The sequence below is a fragment of the Promicromonospora sp. AC04 genome, assembly GCF_003058225.1.
Lineage (GTDB): Bacteria > Actinomycetota > Actinomycetes > Actinomycetales > Cellulomonadaceae > Promicromonospora.
Genome location: NZ_QBUG01000002.1, coordinates 139,773 through 155,100 on the forward strand (window position 1 = coordinate 139,773; position 15,328 = coordinate 155,100).

The window sequence follows — 15,328 nt, forward strand, 5'->3', positions numbered from 1 at the left end:
GGTTGTTACGGAATCAGGGCACTGATTCCGTAACAACCGCATGGTCACCGGTCCAAGACCACCTCAGCTGATGCCAGCGTCAGTCAGCCAGTCGGTGGCGATGTCCGAGAGGGGCTCGCCCGTTGCGGCGCGGCCGTTCATCTCGATCAGGTCCTCGGTGGTCAGCGCCGCGGACACCTCGTTCAGCGTCGCGGTGATCGTGTCGTCCACCTTGTCCGAGCGGACGATGGGCAGGACGTTCTCGGCGGCGAACAGGGACTTGTCGTCCTCGAGCGCCACGAGGTCGTTCTCGGCGATGCCGGGGTCGGTGCTGAAGATGTCGCCGGCCTGGACCTGACCGGAGGTCAGCGCCGTCATGGTCAGCGGGCCGCCCGCGTCCAGCGGGACGAACTCCTTGAACTTCAGGCCGTAGACGTCCTCGAGGCCGACGACGCCGTTGACGCGCGTCTTCCATTCCGGCGGCCCGCCGAGGGAGATCTCGCCCGCCACCGGCTGGAGGTCCGAGATGGTCGTGAGGTCGTACTTGTCGGCCGTCTCCTGCGTCACGGCGAGCACGTCCTTGTCCTGCGCGTCCGAGGCCTCGAGCATGGTGAGGTCGTCGGGCAGCTTCTCCTCCAGCTCGGCGAGCACGTCCTCGGTGCTGCTCGCGGTGGACTCGGTGTCGAGGTACTTGAGCAGGGCGCCGGAGTAGTCCGGGACCAGATCGATCGAGCCGTCCTGCACCGCCTCGATGTAGACCTCGCGGCTGCCGATGTTGAACTTCTCGTCGACCTCGACGCCGGCGTCCTGCAGGGCCCTGGAGTAGATGGTGGCGAGGAGCTGGCTCTCGGAGAAGTCCGCGGAGCCGATGACGACGCCGGAGCCCGAGTCCGCGTCGCCTCCGGCGTCCGCCTCGAGCGGGTCGCCGCCGGCGCAGGCGGTGAGGGCGAGCAGGGCGATGCCGGTGAGGCCGGCCAGGCCGGCGCGGGCGGAGGGTCGCTTCATGATGTTGCCTCTCTTGGACTGCTGGGGGAAACGGGGGTGGCGGGGGAAACGGGGCCGACGGCGGAGGCGGGGCCCGGGCGGGCTGTCCGGTTCCGCCGGAAGGTGGGAGCCGCGGCCCTGGTCAGGCCCGGCGAGACGATGACGCGGCCCAGGCCGAGGAATCCGAGCTCGAGCACGAGGGCGACGATCGCGACGAGGATCGCGCCCGCGGCCATCTGCGTGTAGTCGGAGGAGGCGCGGCCGTCGATGATGTACCGGCCGAGGCCGTTGAGGGAGACGTAAGCGGCGACGGTCGCGGTGGAGACGATCTGCAGCGTCGCGTTGCGGACTCCGGACAGGAAGAGCGGCAGCGCGCACGGGACCTGGACGTGCCACAAGATCTGCGGGCGCGTGTAACCCGTCGCGCGGGCCGCGCCGACGGCGCCCGGGTCGGCGCCCTGGATCCCCGCGACGGTCCCCGACAGAATCGGCGGCACCGCGAGCAGCACGAGGACGACGATCGTCGGCCCGACGAACGCGAGCCGGGAGCCGATGTGCGGCGCGACGAGCATGACGACGAGCACGAGGAGGCCGAACGTCGGCAGTGCCCGCAGGGCGTTGGCAGCGCCCGCGACGAGGAGCTCCCCGCGCCCGGTGTAGCCGATGTAGACGCCCAGCGGTACGGCGATCGCCAGGGCGATGAGCAGCGCGATGCCCGAGTACAGGAGGTGGTAGCCGACCTGGACCGGGATGGAGTCCGCACCGGTCCAGTGCGCGGGGTCGAGGAACCAGCCGGGGATGTTCATGCCGTCTCCAGCTTCTGCTGCCAAGGGGTCAGCGCCCGGGTGCCCGCGTGCACGAGCACGTCCAGGACCACCGACAGCACCAGGCACAGCAGGATCCCGACCACTATCGGCAGGGTCAGCCGCAGCGAGAACCCCTCGGTGAAGAGCGACCCCAGCTGCGGGATGCCGAGCAGGGCCGCCATCGTCACGATGCTCACGTTCGAGACGACGGCGACGCGCAGGCCGCCGCCGATCGCCGGCACGGCCACGGGCAGCTCCACGAGCAGGAGCCGCTGCCACGGGCGGTAGCCCATCGCCGTCGCCGCCTGGACCGTGTCGTGCGGGACCGACGCCAGGCCGTCCGCGACGACCCGGACCAGCAGCGCGACGCTGTAGAGCGTCAGGGCGACGACGACATTGAGCGGGTCGAGGATCTTGGTGCCGAGGACCTGGGGCAGGAGGACGAACAGCGCGATCGACGGGACCGTGTAGAGCAGGCCCGATGCGCCGACGACCAGGGGGTAGATGCGCGCGGAGCGCGACGCCCACCATGCCAGCGGCACCGCGATGACCAGGCCGAGCACCGTGGGGATGACGCTCAGTGCCGCATGCCACGCGGTGAGCTCGCCGATGCGGGCGGCGTTGCTCGCGAACCAGTCGCCGATCATGATGCGACCTCCGCTTCCCGCCCACGGCCCAGGTGGCGGAGCACTTCGTCAGCGACGACGCTCCCCCGCAGACGGCCGTCGGGTCCGGCCACGAGGCCGCGCCCGGTGGGGCTGGAGAGGGCGGCGTCGAGCAGGTCGCGGAGGCTGCCGTCGGCGCGCGCGACAGTCCCCGAGAAGTCGATGTGGCGCTCCTCGACGACCTCGCCGGTGGCCTTCAGGTCCACCCAGCCGAGCGGCGCGCCGTCGTCGTCGACGACGACGCTCCAGCCGTCACGCTGCCCTGAGCCGGTCGAGGGGTCGGCCCCGCCGACGTCGGCGGGGCGGGCGCCGACCCGGACCGTCACCTCCTCGGCGAGCCGGACGGTCGCCGTCGCCTCGACGAAGCCGAGGGCGCGGTACCCGCGCGAGGCCCCGACGAAGTCCGCGACGAACGGATCAGCAGGGTGAGCGAGCAGCTCGGCCGGTGTCGCGACCTGGGCCAGCGTCCCGCCCTCCCGGAAGACGGCGACCCGGTCGCCCAGCTTGAGCGCCTCGTCGATGTCGTGGGTGACCATCACTATCGTCTTGCCGATGTCCCGCTGCAGCTGGAGGAAGGAGTCCTGGAGCTGGGTGCGGACGACGGGGTCGACGGCGCTGAAGGGCTCGTCCATGAGCAGGAAGGGCGGGTCCGTGGCGAGCGCCCGGGCCACGCCGACGCGCTGCTGCTGCCCGCCGGAGAGCTGGTAGGGATAGCGCAGGGCGTAGCGCTCGTCCAGGCCGACCTTCTCCAGCAGCGCCAGCGCGTCGGCCCGGGCCTCCTTCTTGCCCGCGCCGAGCAGGCGGGGCAGCGCGGCGACGTTGTCGACGACGGTCCGGTGCGGGAACAGGCCGGCGCTCTGGATGACGTAGCCGATCTTGCGGCGCAGGTCGATCGCGTCGACGGACCGGGTGTCCTCGCCGTCGAGGCTGACGACGCCCTCGGTCGGGTCGATCAGCCGGTTGATCATCCGCATCGACGTCGTCTTGCCGCAGCCCGAGGGGCCGACGAGTACCGTCAGCCGGCCGCTCGGGGCATCGAAGGTGAGGTCGTGCACGGCGTGCGTGCCGTCGGGGTACACCTTGGAGACGTGCTCGAACGTGATCATGCCGTCGCTCCTTCCGGGTGGTTGGCCGTCTGTGCGTCCGTGGTCGGAGCCGGGGTGTCGGTCGCCGTCGGCCCCGCGGCCGGGGCCCCGGCGGCCGGGGTCTTTTCGGCCGGGCCGCCGAGCTCCGCCGAGATGGCGGCGACCTCGGTGGCGAGGAGGCGGCCGTAGCGGGACTCGTCGTCCTCGCCGATGCGGTAGCTCGGTGCGACGAGACTGAGGGCGGCGACGACGCGACGGCCCACCCGGATCGGCGCGGCGATGGCGGTGACGTCGCTCTCGACGCCGCTCCTGGCGAGCGCCCACGATCCGGGCGGGACCGCGCCGGTGAGCGCCTGTCCCGCGGCCGTGCCGTCGAGCGGGATCGTGCCGCCCACCCAGCTCCGGTGCCGGACGGAGTGCGAGCCCTCCACGATGGCGATGTAGAGCGCGGACTCGTGGTGGCCGACCGTGCTGAGGTAGACGGACTCGCCCGTCGCCTCCGCCAGGACCTTCATCGCGGGCCGCGTGAGATCGACGAGGGACTCGTTGCTCAGTGCCTGCGCACCGAGCTGGATGATCCGCCCGCCCGGGGTGAACGAGGCGTCCTCGTCCCGGCGGACGAACCCCGCGCCTTCCAGCGTGCGCAGGAGCCGCAGTGCGGTGCTCGGGGCGAGCTCGGTGGCGCGGGCGGCCTCGGAGAGGTTGGCCCGCCCCCGTTCGCAGACGACGGCGAGGAGCGCGAGCACCCGCTCGGCGGTCCTGGTCCCAGCTTCTGCCATGTCTCGGTCCTCCCACGTCGTCGGGTGCTCTGCTGTCTTCCTGCAGCTGTGTCCCTGCAGCGAACGTAGGAGCCGAGAGTTTTCGGCACATCGCCACCGCATTGCCACTGTGTAAAACTCGCTTGCCACTGGCTGGCACTAGGCTGACCGGCACAATGGCAGGTGTCCGGTACGAACGCAAGGGAGAGGGCGCACCGATGATCGAGCTCGCCGGGACCGCGAGGCTGACGGACGTGGTCGCGATCGCCGATGGCGCACCCGTTCGTGTGCCCGACGCCGTCGTCGAGGCCGTGGGCCGGGCGCATGCGCTGACGCAGCGGCTCGTCGCGGAGGTGCCGACCTACGGCCGGACCACCGGCGTCGGCGCGAACAAGACCGCCGTCGTCGAGGACGACGGTGCCCACGGGCTCCGGCTCCTGCGCAGCCACGCGGTGGACGCCGGCGCGGAGCTCCCCGCCCGGGCGGTGCGGGCGATGCTCGCCGTGCGGCTCAACCAGCTCTGCGTGGCGGGCTCCGGCGTCGACCCGGTGGTGCTTCCCGCGCTGGAGCGGATGCTGAACACGGACGCCCCGCCAACCGTCCGCGCGCACGCCTCCATCGGCACAGGCGACCTCGGCGCGCTCGCCGGGACCGCGCTGACCCTCATGGGCGAGCGCCCGGCGACGGGGCCGCTCGAACCCATGGAGCCGTGGAACCGGGACAGCGCGCTGCCGTTCATCAGCTCCAACGCCCTCACGATCGGCCGCGCCTGCCTGGTGGTCGACGCCCTCGACCGGCTCGACCGCGCCGCCGCGGTCGTGTACGCGCTCAGCTTCCGGGGGCTCGACGGGAATCCCTCGGTCCTCTCCCCCACCGCGGTGCGCGCCGCGGCAGCGCCCGGGGTGGATGTGGTGGCTGGGCGTGCGCTGCGGTTGCTGGGGGCCGGGGCCGGGTCGGCTGAACGATCAGCCGGGGTTGAGGTCGGAGCCGACGCCGGAGCAGGGGCTGGGGTTGAGGCCGGGGCCGGGCAGCCGGCCCGGATCCAGGACGCCTTCGGGCTGCGCGTGTTCCCGATCAGCCAGGGCGCCTTCACGCATGCGCTCGGGACGCTGGCCGAGCAGGCCGGCCGGGTCCTCGGCGTCGCGCAGGAGAATCCGTTTTTCGACCTGGCCGGTGCGGCCGTCGTTCATCACGGCGCCTTCCACCAGGCCGCGCTGGGGCTCGCGCTCGACGGGTGCAACCTCGCCCTCGCGCAGACCGGACCGCTCGTGATGTCCCGGATCGGAATGCTCAACGAGCCCGCCCTCACCGGGCTACGGCCGTTCCTCGCGACCGGTCCCGAGGGCGCCTCCGGCCTGATGATGGCCGAGTACGTCGCCGCGAGCGCCCTCGGCGAGCTGCGCGCGGCCGCTCAGCCCGCCTCGCTCGGTTCCGTCTCGCTCTCCCGCGGCACGGAGGAGGACGCGAGCTTCGCGTCGCAGGCCGTCGTCCAGGCCGAGCGCGCGGTCGCCGCCTACCGGACGCTGCTCGCCTGCGAGCTCGTCGGCGCCGTGCGACTGCTCCGCCAGCGCGGTGTGGACCTCCCCGCGGGCCCGCTGCACGACGCGCTCAAGGTCACGGCGGCACTCCCGACCGACGACACCGACCGAGACCTACGGAACGACCTCGAGCTGGCCGAGAACCTGCTCGACGCCCTCGCGCGGATCTAGCGGATCCAGCGGATCCAGCAGCCTGCAGCCAGCAGCCAGCAGCCCGCTGCCAGCGGAGCCAGCAGCCAGCAGCCAGCGGCCAGCAGATCCAGCAGATCCAGCGGGAACCCTGGGTCGGCAACTTCCTGAACCGAGCGGGGTCGGCACTTTGCCCAGCAAACTCGGCAGTTGGCACTGAGATCGGCTCAGGCCTGAGCCGATCTCGGTGCAAACTGCCGATCCCCGCAGGAAAGGGCCAACCTTGGGCGCGCCATCCGCGGACAGCTGCGTATCAGGGGATTGGCAAGCCGCCGATCCCGGGGTCGCACTCGACTAGTCTCGGAAGATGACCGCTGTGACACTCGGGATCCCGTCGGTGCGAGGCGTGCCCCGGCGCGCCACCACCCCGGGGGGCAAACCGCGCCCCGAGACCCCGCTGCTCGTCGACCGGTACGGGCGCGTCGCGCGGGACCTGCGCGTCTCGATCACGACGGCGTGCTCCCTGCGCTGCACCTACTGCATGCCGGCCGAGGGCCTGCCCCTTGTGCCGCGCGACGAGCTGATGACGCCGGACGAGATCGGCCGGCTCGTCGGCATCGGCGTCCGCGACCTCGGCATCCGCGACATCCGGTTCACGGGCGGCGAGCCGCTCATGCGGCGCGACCTCGAGCAGATCATTAGCGCGGCACGGACCGCGGCCGACGACGGGATGGCCTCGCTCCGGCACGACACCTCGGCAAGCGGCGCGACGTCGAGTGGCGCGACGTCGAGCGGCACGACGCCGAGCGGCACGAAGCCGGGCAGCCCGGCGTCAGGCACAACGACGTCGGGCGAACGCGTCCGCATCGCCATCACCTCCAACGCACTCGGGCTCGACAAGCGGGTGGACGCGCTGGTCGCGGCCGGGCTGGACCGGGTCAACATCTCCCTGGACACCGTGGACCGGGAGGCGTTCGCGACCCTGACGCGGCGCGACCGCCTGGACGACGTGCTCAAGGGCATCCGCGCGGCCCTCGCCGCCGGGCTGGCGCCGGTCAAGATCAACGCGGTGCTCCTGCCGGAGACCCTGGAGGGCGCGGCCGACCTGCTCGCCTGGGCCGTCGAGCACGGCTGCAACCTGCGGTTCATCGAGGAGATGCCGCTCGACGCCGACGGGCGCTGGACGCGCGACGACGTCGTGAGTGCCGCCGACCTGCTGAACCGGCTCGGCGAGCGCTTCACCCTGACCCCGGCGGGCCGCGAGGACCCGTCGGCCCCGGCGGAGGAGTGGCTGGTCGACGACGGACCGGCCACCGTCGGGATCATCGCCTCCGTGACCCGCTCCTTCTGCGGGGCGTGCGACCGCACCCGGCTGACCGCCGAGGGCACTGTCCGCTCCTGCCTGTTCGGCAACGAGGAGACCGACCTGAAGTCCCTGCTGCGTAACGGTGCCACGGACGACGAGGTCGGCGACGCGTGGCGCGCCGCCATGTGGGCCAAGCCTCGCGCGCACGGCAGCGACGCCGTCGAGCTGGCGGCCGACGCCTTCGCCGAGACACAGCGCAGCATGGGCGCCATCGGCGGCTGAGCAAGTCGTCCATCTGCACAGCAGGAACCCGTCCATCTGCACAGCACGGACCCGTCGACACGTTCAATCGGGCCGCGCCCGACGTGTCGCCCACGTGACGCCCAGCCGTCCCAGATGACGCCCCGGGGACGGCGGGATGTACGTTGCCCGAAGCCTCGGCCCCCCGACGGACAAAACCCCACATAGCACCCGGACGACTTCCTAGGCTCCCGGCCGTGACCACCACCGCGACGCCACGGGCCCCGGAGGACTCCGGCGCCGGACCGGCCCGCTCCGCCATCCCGGGGCGAACCCGGCCGCAGCGCCTGCACCGCAGCCGCCTCGGCGCCAGCCGCCGGCGCAAGGCCCTCCTCTGGGCGCTGCTCCTCGCCGGCCCGAACGTCGTCCTCCTCCTGGTCTTCGTGTACCGGCCGCTGCTGCAGAGCCTGTACCTCTCGACCCTGCAGTGGAACCTCGGCTCGCCCACCGCGCGGTTCGTGGGGCTCGGCAACTACATCGAGTGGTTCAGCGCTCCCACCACCGGGCGGATCGTCACCACGACCATCGTCTTCACCGTCGCGACCGTCGGCGGCGCGATGGTGCTGGGCCTCGGCCTGGCGCTGCTCCTCAACAGCAGGCTCAGGGGCCGCGGCGTCGCCCGCACCGTGGCGTTCGCGCCGTACGTGCTGGGCGGCTTCGCCGTCGGCATCCTCTGGCTGTTCATGTTCGACCCGCGCTACGGCCTGATCCAGGAGGTGCTCGGCTGGGTGGGCCTCGCGTCCCCCCAGTGGTACACGGGCCGCCCGTGGCCGCTGGTCATGGTGATCGTCGTCTACCTGTGGAAGAACCTCGGGTACGTCGCCCTCATCTACCTGGCGGGCCTGCAGGCGGTGCCGCAGGACCTCAGGGACGCCGCCGCGCTCGACGGCGCGTCGTCCGCCCGCACGCTGCGCTCGGTGGTGCTGCCGCTGCTCACGCCGACCACGTTCTTCCTGCTCGTGACGATGCTGCTCAGCTCGCTGCAGTCGTTCGACATCATCAAGGCGATGACCCAGGGCGGTCCGCTGGGCTCCACCACGACGCTCATGTACTCGATCTACGAGGAGAGCTTCGTCAACGGCCGCGCGGGCTACGCGTCCGCCGTCGCCACCATCCTGTTCCTCGTGCTGCTGGCCGTCACCGCCGTGCAGATGCGGTTCGTCCAGCGGAAGGTCCACTACGCGTGACCGCCACCACGGCCCCGCGCCTCGCGGACCCGGCCGCCCGACGACGGCGGTCGCCGCGGGTAGCCGGCTACGTCACGATGATCTTCGCGACCGTCGTCGTCGGCGCCCCGCTGCTGTGGCTGGCGCTCGCGAGCCTCAAGGCCCCCGACGAGCTCTACCAGCTGCCGCTGCAGTGGCTCCCGGCCCGGCCGGACCTCGACAACTACGCGCAGGCCGCGAGCGCCATCCCGCTCGGCCGGCTGCTGGCCAACAGCATCGGCCTGACGGTCGTCGGCGCCGGTCTCAAGGTAGTGCTCGGCCTGTGCTGCGCGTACGCGCTGGTCTTCCTGGACTTCCCGTTCAGGAAGGCCGTGTTCGGGCTGGTGATCGTGACCCTGATGATCCCGCCGCAGATCACGATCATCCCCAACTACACGCTGGTGGCGAGCCTCGGCTGGCTCAACACGTATCAGGGGATCCTCGTGCCGGGACTGGCCAGCGCGTTCGGCACCTTCCTGTTCCGCCAGCACTTCCTCACGCTGCCTGCCTCCATCCTCGAGGCGGCCGAGCTCGACGGCGCAGGGCACTGGCGCAAGCTGTGGCGGTTCGTCGTGCCGATGAGCACGCCGACGCTCGCCGCCGTCGCGCTGGTGTCGGTGGTGACGGAGTGGAACGACTACCTGTGGCCGTTCCTGGTCGTCGACCACCCGGAGACGATGACGCTGCCCGTCGGCCTCACGCTGCTGCAGAACACCGACGGCATGTCGGACTGGGGCGTGCTGCTCGCCGCGACCGTCGTCGTGACCCTCCCCATCCTGCTCGTCTTCCTGGTCCTGCAGCGCCGGCTCGTCGACGGCCTCACCGCGGGCGCCGTCACCGGCTGAGCCGCGACAGCCACAGCCCTGGTCCCCACCCACCGCCCACCAGACCCCCGCACCCTGACCTGGGTGCGCGACCTTCCCGTGAGCTCAAGGAGCATCCCGTGTCCCACAGTCCTGCCCGCCGCGCCGCCAGGCGTGCGCGCACCGTCGTCGTCACCGCGCTCGCCGCGGCCACCGCCCTGACCATCACCGCGTGCGCCGGCCCGAGCGTCGGCGCGACCGCCGGATCCGACGACGCGACCGCCGAGGCCGTCGACTGGTCGCAGGTCGAGCCGGCCAAGGAGATCACCTGGTGGAGCAACCACCCGGGCGAGTCGAAGGTGGTCGAGGAGAAGTTCATCGACGAGTTCAAGGCCGAGACCGGCATCAGCGTGAACCTCGTGACCGCGGGTGCCGACTACGACGAGGTCGCGCAGCGCTTCCAGGCGGCATCGCAGACGGACGAGCTGCCGGACCTCGTCATCGCGTCCGACGTGTGGTGGTTCCGCTACCACCTGAACGACCAGATCATGCCCCTCGACGACGTCATGGAGTTCCTCGACGCCGACGCCGCTGACTTCCAGCCCGCGCTGTACTCCGACTACGAGTACGACGACCAGCACTGGGCCGTGCCGTACGCGCGCTCGACTCCGCTGTTCTACTACAACAAGGACCTGTGGGCCGGCGCCGGCCTCCCCGACCGCGGCCCGGAGACCTGGGCCGAGCTCGAGGAGTGGGACGCCTCCCTCAAGAAGGAGGTCCCCGAGAAGGGTTCGACGTTCGGCCTGTCGACCGGCCCGTCGTGGGGCGCCTGGTGGTTCGAGAACATGATCTGGGGCCAGGGCGGGGCGTACTCGGACGGCTTCGAGCTCACCCTCGACGCCCCTGAGGCGATCGCGGGCGGCCAGTTCGTGCACGACCTCTTCCACGAGTCGGGTGTGGCGACGCTGTCGGCGGACGACGCGATGGCCGACTTCTCGTCCGGCCTCATCGCCTCCACCATCGGCTCGACGGGCTCGCTCAAGGGCGCGCTCGACGCGGCGAAGTTCGACGTCGGTACGGCCTACCTGCCCGACGGCCCGCAGGGCGGGGGCACCCCGACCGGCGGCACGGGCCTCGCCATCCCGTCGTCCAAGACCCCGGAGGAGCAGCTCGCGGCCGCGATGTTCCTCGAGTTCCTCACCAACACCGAGAACACCGCCGCGTTCTCGCAGAACACGGGCTACATGCCCGTGCGCACCTCCGCGGTGGAGAGCGACACGATGACAAAGACCTACGAGCAGACGCCGCAGTTCCGTACCGCGGTGGACCAGCTCGCCGACAAGGCCCGCAAGCAGGACGACGTCCGCGTCTTCGTGCCCGGCGCCGACGCGCTGCTCAACGAGGCCCTCGAGCAGATAGTCATCGAGGGCACCGACCCGAAGACGGCGTTCGAGTCGGTCACGCCGCGCATCGAGACGGCGTACACCGAGAACGTGGAGCCGTACCTGGGCGCGCAGGACTGAGCACGACCTCTTGTTGTGAGCGCAGCCATTGCGCCCAGAGCGGGCAGGCAGTCGCAACGGTTGCGCTCACGACAAAGGTCGGGGGAGATCGGCGGCCGACCAGGACCGTCGAGTCGCGCGCTCGCATCCTTTGCGGTCGGCGGGTGGGAGCCTGTCAAACGCGGCCGATCAGCCTCGATCTACCGAACCTGAGTGCCAGCTAGCAACCCTGCAGGTCAGAGCGTTACGCACAAATCTACCCAACTCACCACATAACACACTTCTCCGGGCAGATCGCGGCTGGCAACATGCTCACATGGGCCACACAGAGGACACCCGCCGCGCGGCGCTTGAAGTCACGCTCGCCGAGTTCAATGCACTTCGTTCGGAAATGGTCGCGCGCGTTTCGGCCCAGACGGCAAGCATCGGCATCAGCGTGACCGCGTTCGGCGCTTTCTTCAGTTTCGGGGATGATACGGCAACAACATTCATTCCGATTGCAGCAATGTCTATGAGTCTGTTGAGCGTCTCTAACTGGTACTGGATTCTGTTCCTCGGCATGTACATTCGGCGGGACATCTGGCCGAGGCTTCAGGAACTAGGCGAGCAGACAGATTCGCCCGGATGGGAGCGCTTCGCCGCGGGCCACGCGCTCAAACCGAAATTTGTGTTGCTCGGAACATTTTTTGAATTCGCGGCGCCGGCGACGTTCTTTGTCTTCGCCATTCTGTCAATCTTTCGGTCGCCGCCAAGTGGGGCGTGGATGTGGGTCACGGACATTATCTGCATAATTGCCACTCTGGCCGCTCCAGCCTGGATAGCGCTGACCTTTCACTTTGAGGCAAGGAACGAGCCGCCGCTGCCCGCCGAGCACGAGGGCCCATCGCACACCGCAGCGCGCGTGCCCTCGCCCACGTGATCCGGTGCGGCACAGGTGCTACCGACAGCCGGTCCAGAGAGTCGACCTACGCACTTGTCAGGTGCGCTGGATGGCTACCAGAATCTAGAGACCGACCCATTCGGACTCGCCGTCCGTGAACTGCTGCTTCTTCCAGATCGGCACCTCGGCCTTGATGCGCTCCACGAGCAGGGAGCACGCCTCGAACGCCTCCTTGCGGTGCCCGGCCGACGCTGACGCCACGAGCGCGACGTCCCCCACCTCGAGGTGCCCGTACCGGTGCGTCGCGGCCACCCGGAGGCCGGTCTCGTCGGCCACCGCCTGACACACTTTTTGCAGGACGGCGGTCGCGTCGGGGTGCGCCTCGTAGTCGAGGCTCGTGACGTCGCGGCCGCCGTCGTCCGAGCGGACCACGCCCCGGAACGTGACCACCGCGCCGCACTCGGGCGCGGCCACTACCGCCTCGACGGCGTGCCCGACGGCGTCGTCGAGCACCTCCTGCGTCACGCGCACGACCTCGTCCATCACGTATCCCTCGTTCCAGAGTCCTCGTCCGCCGGCGGGTGCGGTGTCAAAGCGGCCACACGGCCACCTCGGCACCCGGTTCGAGCGTAGTCGCGGCGGCGGGGACCTCGATCAGCACGTCCGCGGCGGCCATCGACGCCACGAGGTGCGAGCCGGGTCCGCCGACGACGGCGACGCGCGGCGTCACCGAGCCCGTCGGCACCGCGGCGCCGGCAGACCCTGCCGAGTCCGTCGGCACCGTCGAGCCGGCCGAGCCAGCCGACCCCGCCGAGTCCGCCGAGCCCGCCGGTCGAGAACCCGCCGCGCCGCCGCCGCGCACCCAGCGCCCGCGCAGCAGCTGCCGCTTCCCGGCCGGGGAGCCGATCGCGCCGTCGAGCACCGCCGCGACCCGCTCGACCGGCGGCAGGCCGCCCGCCCGCCGCAGGATGTCCCGGAGGAACACCACGAACGAGACCTGCGCGCTGACGGGGTTGCCCGGGAAGGCGAGCACGGGCGTGCCGTTGATGCGGCCGAGGCCCTGGGGGCCGCCGGGCTGCATGGCAACCGAGCGAAAGGTGACCTCCGGCAGGGCGTCCTTGACCACCTCGTACGCGCCCTGGCTGACGCCCCCGGTCGTGAGCACGAGGTCGCACAGCGCCGCTGCGCGTTCCAGGCCGACGCGCACGATCTCCGGGTCGTCGGGGACGGTCAGGCGCAGGCCGACCCGCCCGCCCGCGGCCCGGACGGCGGCGTCCAGCGCCGGGCCGTTGGCGTCCCAGATCTGGCCGGGGCCGGGCTCGCCGTCCGCCGCGACGAGCTCGCTGCCCGTGGACACGACCGCCACCGAGACCGGCACCAGGACCGTCAGCCGGGCGATACCGCACGCCGCGGCCGCGGCCACGTGGTGCGGCGCCAGGACGGTCCCGGCCCGCAGCACGACGGCGCCCGGAGCGACGTCGGACCCCGACTCCCGGACGAACTCCCCGGCCGCCCGCCCGCGTGCCACCACGACGTGCGTCGCCGAGGCCGCCGGAGCGGCCGCGGCCCCGTTGCCCGCCGCCACGTTGCCCGCCCCGGCGTCGCCCGCCACCGTGTCGCCCGCCTCCGCGGTGCCCACCGCCGCGGTGCCCGCCCCCGCGGTGCCCGGCGCCCTGTTGAAGGTCATGTGGTCGGTGTCCTCGACGGGGATCACGGCGTCCGCGCCGTCGGGCATTGGTGCGCCGGTCATGATCCGGACCGCGGTGCCCGGCTCCAGCGGAGCCGGCTCGCCCGGCGCGGCGGCGACGTCGCCCGCCACGGGCAGGGTGACGGGCGCGCCCGGGGCGGCCGAGGCGACGTCGGCGGCGCGCACCGCGAACCCGTCCATCTGCGAGTTGCGGAAGCGCGGCAGCGGCCCCGGGGCGACGACGTCGCGCGCCAGGACCCGGCCGAGCACGCCCCGGTCGATAGACACCTCCGTGGCCGGCCGGTCGGCGAGCTCCGCGAGGAGCTCCGCGACGTCGGTCCGGTGCTGTTCCACGTCCACGCGCTCGCTCATGTCCGCAACCTATCCCGGAGCCGCCCCGCCCGGGCGGTACCGACCTCCGCCAGCCGTGTTGCTCTGCGTGGTCATCGTCTGCTCGGCGCAAGAACCACCCGGCGATGAGGTGTACTACCCCGGGGCCGCGCGCAAGAATCAACCATGTACATCCACGCGCTGAGCAACAACGGGACCACGCCCGACGGCGTCCTCGTGCGCCGGGACTCGTGGACCCATGACGGTCTGCGGGTCCTCGACTCCGTGCTGGCCATGCGCCCCGTGCCCGACGTCGTGCTGCATGCCAGGCAGCGCGTCGAGTACGACGGCGACATCCGCGGCTGGGTGCGTTACTCCCTGCAGCGCGAGCCCGGCGGCGTGGACGTCGCGTTCGAGCGCGCCGACCTGCCGCCCGGCGTCGGGAACGGCGTCCCCTCGTTCGCGCGGTACCTGCTGGTGCTGGAGCTCGCGACCGTCGGCGCCTGGGTCGAGTACACCCAGCTCGACGACGCCGACCCGACGCGCACGCGGCAGGCCCTGCTGGTCCGCACCGACACCCAGCCGCTCGTGCTGCCCGACGGCGTCTCGACGTCGGCGATGCGCATCGACCAGCTCCTCGACGGCACCCCCGCGAACGCGTTCTGGTGCGACAACTTCGGTGTGCTCCAGGCCGACTACATCGAGACGTTCCCCGACGGCAGCGTGATCACCGGCATCTCGTGGCGCACCACGTGGGAGGGCATCGAGCCATGGCTCGACGACGAGGTGCGCGCCGCACTGAACGCCACCGGCATCCTGGCGTAACCGGCCCGGCCCAGGGCTTACCTGTGCAGGTGCGCCCGGTGCCCGACCGCCGCCGAGACGTCCGCCTCGGCCACGGCGAGCAGCCGGTCGGCCAGCCGCCGCAGCGCCCGGCCGGCGGCGATCTCGTCGCCGATCAGAGGCACCTCGTCGTCGTCCGGTGACTTCCTGGCGTGCCCGACGCCGCGCAGCGCGTCCGGCGGACCGTTCATCACGGTTGCCTCCGCCGTCGTGCTGCCCGCCGTCTCGACCAGGGTGATCCGGACGTCCCAGGTGAGCGCGCGCCCCTGGCGCGCCTCGCTCCACTCGCCCGAGCCCGCCTCGGTCTGCGGGTCCACGAACGTGTCCGCGCCCGGGTAGACGAGCGTCTCCTCGCCGGTGTCGGACCACCGCACCCGGTAGGGCGGCGAACCGTCGCCGTGGGGACACTCGGTCACCACGCCGTCGCGTACCGCGCCGCCGACCACTCCGGACGCCGTGACGATCCGGTCGCCCACTGCTGCTCTCATCGGGTCCTCCTCGCGTCGTTGCGATCCCCTCCATCATCTC

The 15,328-nt window shown here is 71.7% G+C and carries 15 protein-coding genes; 7 read left to right on the plus strand and 8 right to left on the minus strand.

Going from position 1 to position 15,328, the window contains the following annotated elements; all coding sequences use genetic code 11:
* Positions 1 to 63: 63 nt before the first annotated feature.
* Genes C8K30_RS06165 through C8K30_RS06185 form a run of 5 tightly spaced genes read right to left on the minus strand, consistent with a single transcriptional unit; the run spans position 64 to position 4,298 of the window.
* A complete protein-coding gene (locus C8K30_RS06165) occupies positions 64 to 984 on the minus strand; it encodes an ABC transporter substrate-binding protein (RefSeq protein WP_108492034.1) in 921 nt (306 codons plus the stop codon).
* Positions 981 to 1,769 (minus strand): ABC transporter permease, encoded by a 789-nt coding sequence (locus C8K30_RS06170; protein WP_199230373.1) that lies wholly within the window; start codon positions 1,767 to 1,769, stop codon positions 981 to 983. Before C8K30_RS06170 ends, C8K30_RS06165 begins: the two co-directional genes overlap by 4 nt.
* Positions 1,766 to 2,416, minus strand: a complete 651-nt coding sequence (locus C8K30_RS06175) for an ABC transporter permease (RefSeq protein ID WP_108492035.1) — start codon at positions 2,414 to 2,416, stop codon at positions 1,766 to 1,768. The genes C8K30_RS06170 and C8K30_RS06175 overlap by 4 nt, the downstream gene beginning before the upstream one ends.
* Entirely contained in the window at positions 2,413 to 3,540 is a 1,128-nt protein-coding gene (locus tag C8K30_RS06180) for an ABC transporter ATP-binding protein (RefSeq protein WP_108492036.1), read from the minus strand. Before C8K30_RS06180 ends, C8K30_RS06175 begins: the two co-directional genes overlap by 4 nt.
* Positions 3,537 to 4,298, minus strand: coding sequence for an IclR family transcriptional regulator (locus C8K30_RS06185; protein WP_108492037.1), 762 nt, complete (start codon positions 4,296 to 4,298; stop codon positions 3,537 to 3,539). Before C8K30_RS06185 ends, C8K30_RS06180 begins: the two co-directional genes overlap by 4 nt.
* A gap of 155 nt (positions 4,299 to 4,453) precedes the next feature.
* Between C8K30_RS06185 and C8K30_RS06190 the strand changes: the two genes are divergently transcribed.
* The 6 genes from C8K30_RS06190 to C8K30_RS06215 all read left to right on the plus strand — a co-directional run bounded on the left by C8K30_RS06190 (position 4,454) and on the right by C8K30_RS06215 (position 11,979).
* Complete coding sequence (locus tag C8K30_RS06190) at positions 4,454 to 5,986, plus strand: aromatic amino acid ammonia-lyase (protein ID WP_199230374.1); 1,533 nt, start codon at positions 4,454 to 4,456, stop codon at positions 5,984 to 5,986.
* A 325-nt stretch (positions 5,987 to 6,311) separates the two neighbouring features.
* On the plus strand, positions 6,312 to 7,532 hold the full coding sequence (locus C8K30_RS06195) for a GTP 3',8-cyclase MoaA (RefSeq protein WP_233257019.1): 1,221 nt from the start codon (positions 6,312 to 6,314) through the stop codon (positions 7,530 to 7,532).
* A gap of 215 nt (positions 7,533 to 7,747) precedes the next feature.
* Positions 7,748 to 8,737 (plus strand): carbohydrate ABC transporter permease, encoded by a 990-nt coding sequence (locus C8K30_RS06200; RefSeq protein WP_108492039.1) that lies wholly within the window; start codon positions 7,748 to 7,750, stop codon positions 8,735 to 8,737.
* Positions 8,734 to 9,600, plus strand: a complete 867-nt coding sequence (locus C8K30_RS06205; protein ID WP_108492040.1) for a carbohydrate ABC transporter permease — start codon at positions 8,734 to 8,736, stop codon at positions 9,598 to 9,600. Before C8K30_RS06200 ends, C8K30_RS06205 begins: the two co-directional genes overlap by 4 nt.
* Before the next feature lie 98 nt (positions 9,601 to 9,698).
* Positions 9,699 to 11,081, plus strand: coding sequence for an ABC transporter substrate-binding protein (locus C8K30_RS06210; protein ID WP_108492041.1), 1,383 nt, complete (start codon positions 9,699 to 9,701; stop codon positions 11,079 to 11,081).
* A 295-nt stretch (positions 11,082 to 11,376) separates the two neighbouring features.
* Positions 11,377 to 11,979 carry a hypothetical protein gene (locus tag C8K30_RS06215; RefSeq protein WP_146197370.1) on the plus strand — a complete coding sequence of 201 codons (603 nt, stop codon included), beginning with the start codon at positions 11,377 to 11,379 and terminating at the stop codon, positions 11,977 to 11,979.
* An 84-nt stretch (positions 11,980 to 12,063) separates the two neighbouring features.
* On the opposite strand, the gene C8K30_RS06220 is transcribed toward C8K30_RS06215, so the two are convergent.
* Both C8K30_RS06220 and glp read right to left on the minus strand, forming a co-directional pair.
* Positions 12,064 to 12,483 carry a molybdenum cofactor biosynthesis protein MoaE gene (locus C8K30_RS06220; RefSeq protein WP_108492043.1) on the minus strand — a complete coding sequence of 140 codons (420 nt, stop codon included), beginning with the start codon at positions 12,481 to 12,483 and terminating at the stop codon, positions 12,064 to 12,066.
* A gap of 46 nt (positions 12,484 to 12,529) precedes the next feature.
* Positions 12,530 to 13,999, minus strand: a complete 1,470-nt coding sequence (gene glp, locus C8K30_RS06225; RefSeq protein WP_108492044.1) for a gephyrin-like molybdotransferase Glp — start codon at positions 13,997 to 13,999, stop codon at positions 12,530 to 12,532.
* Between the two features lie 144 nt (positions 14,000 to 14,143).
* Here glp and C8K30_RS06230 point away from each other — a divergent pair, with 144 nt between their 5' ends.
* Positions 14,144 to 14,782 (plus strand): hypothetical protein, encoded by a 639-nt coding sequence (locus C8K30_RS06230; protein WP_108492045.1) that lies wholly within the window; start codon positions 14,144 to 14,146, stop codon positions 14,780 to 14,782.
* A gap of 17 nt (positions 14,783 to 14,799) precedes the next feature.
* On the opposite strand, the gene C8K30_RS06235 is transcribed toward C8K30_RS06230, so the two are convergent.
* The gene (locus C8K30_RS06235; RefSeq protein WP_165919379.1) at positions 14,800 to 15,288 is read right to left on the minus strand and encodes a dsRBD fold-containing protein; all 489 of its coding nucleotides are present in this window, start codon (positions 15,286 to 15,288) and stop codon (positions 14,800 to 14,802) included.
* Between the last annotated feature and the right edge of the window lie 40 nt (positions 15,289 to 15,328).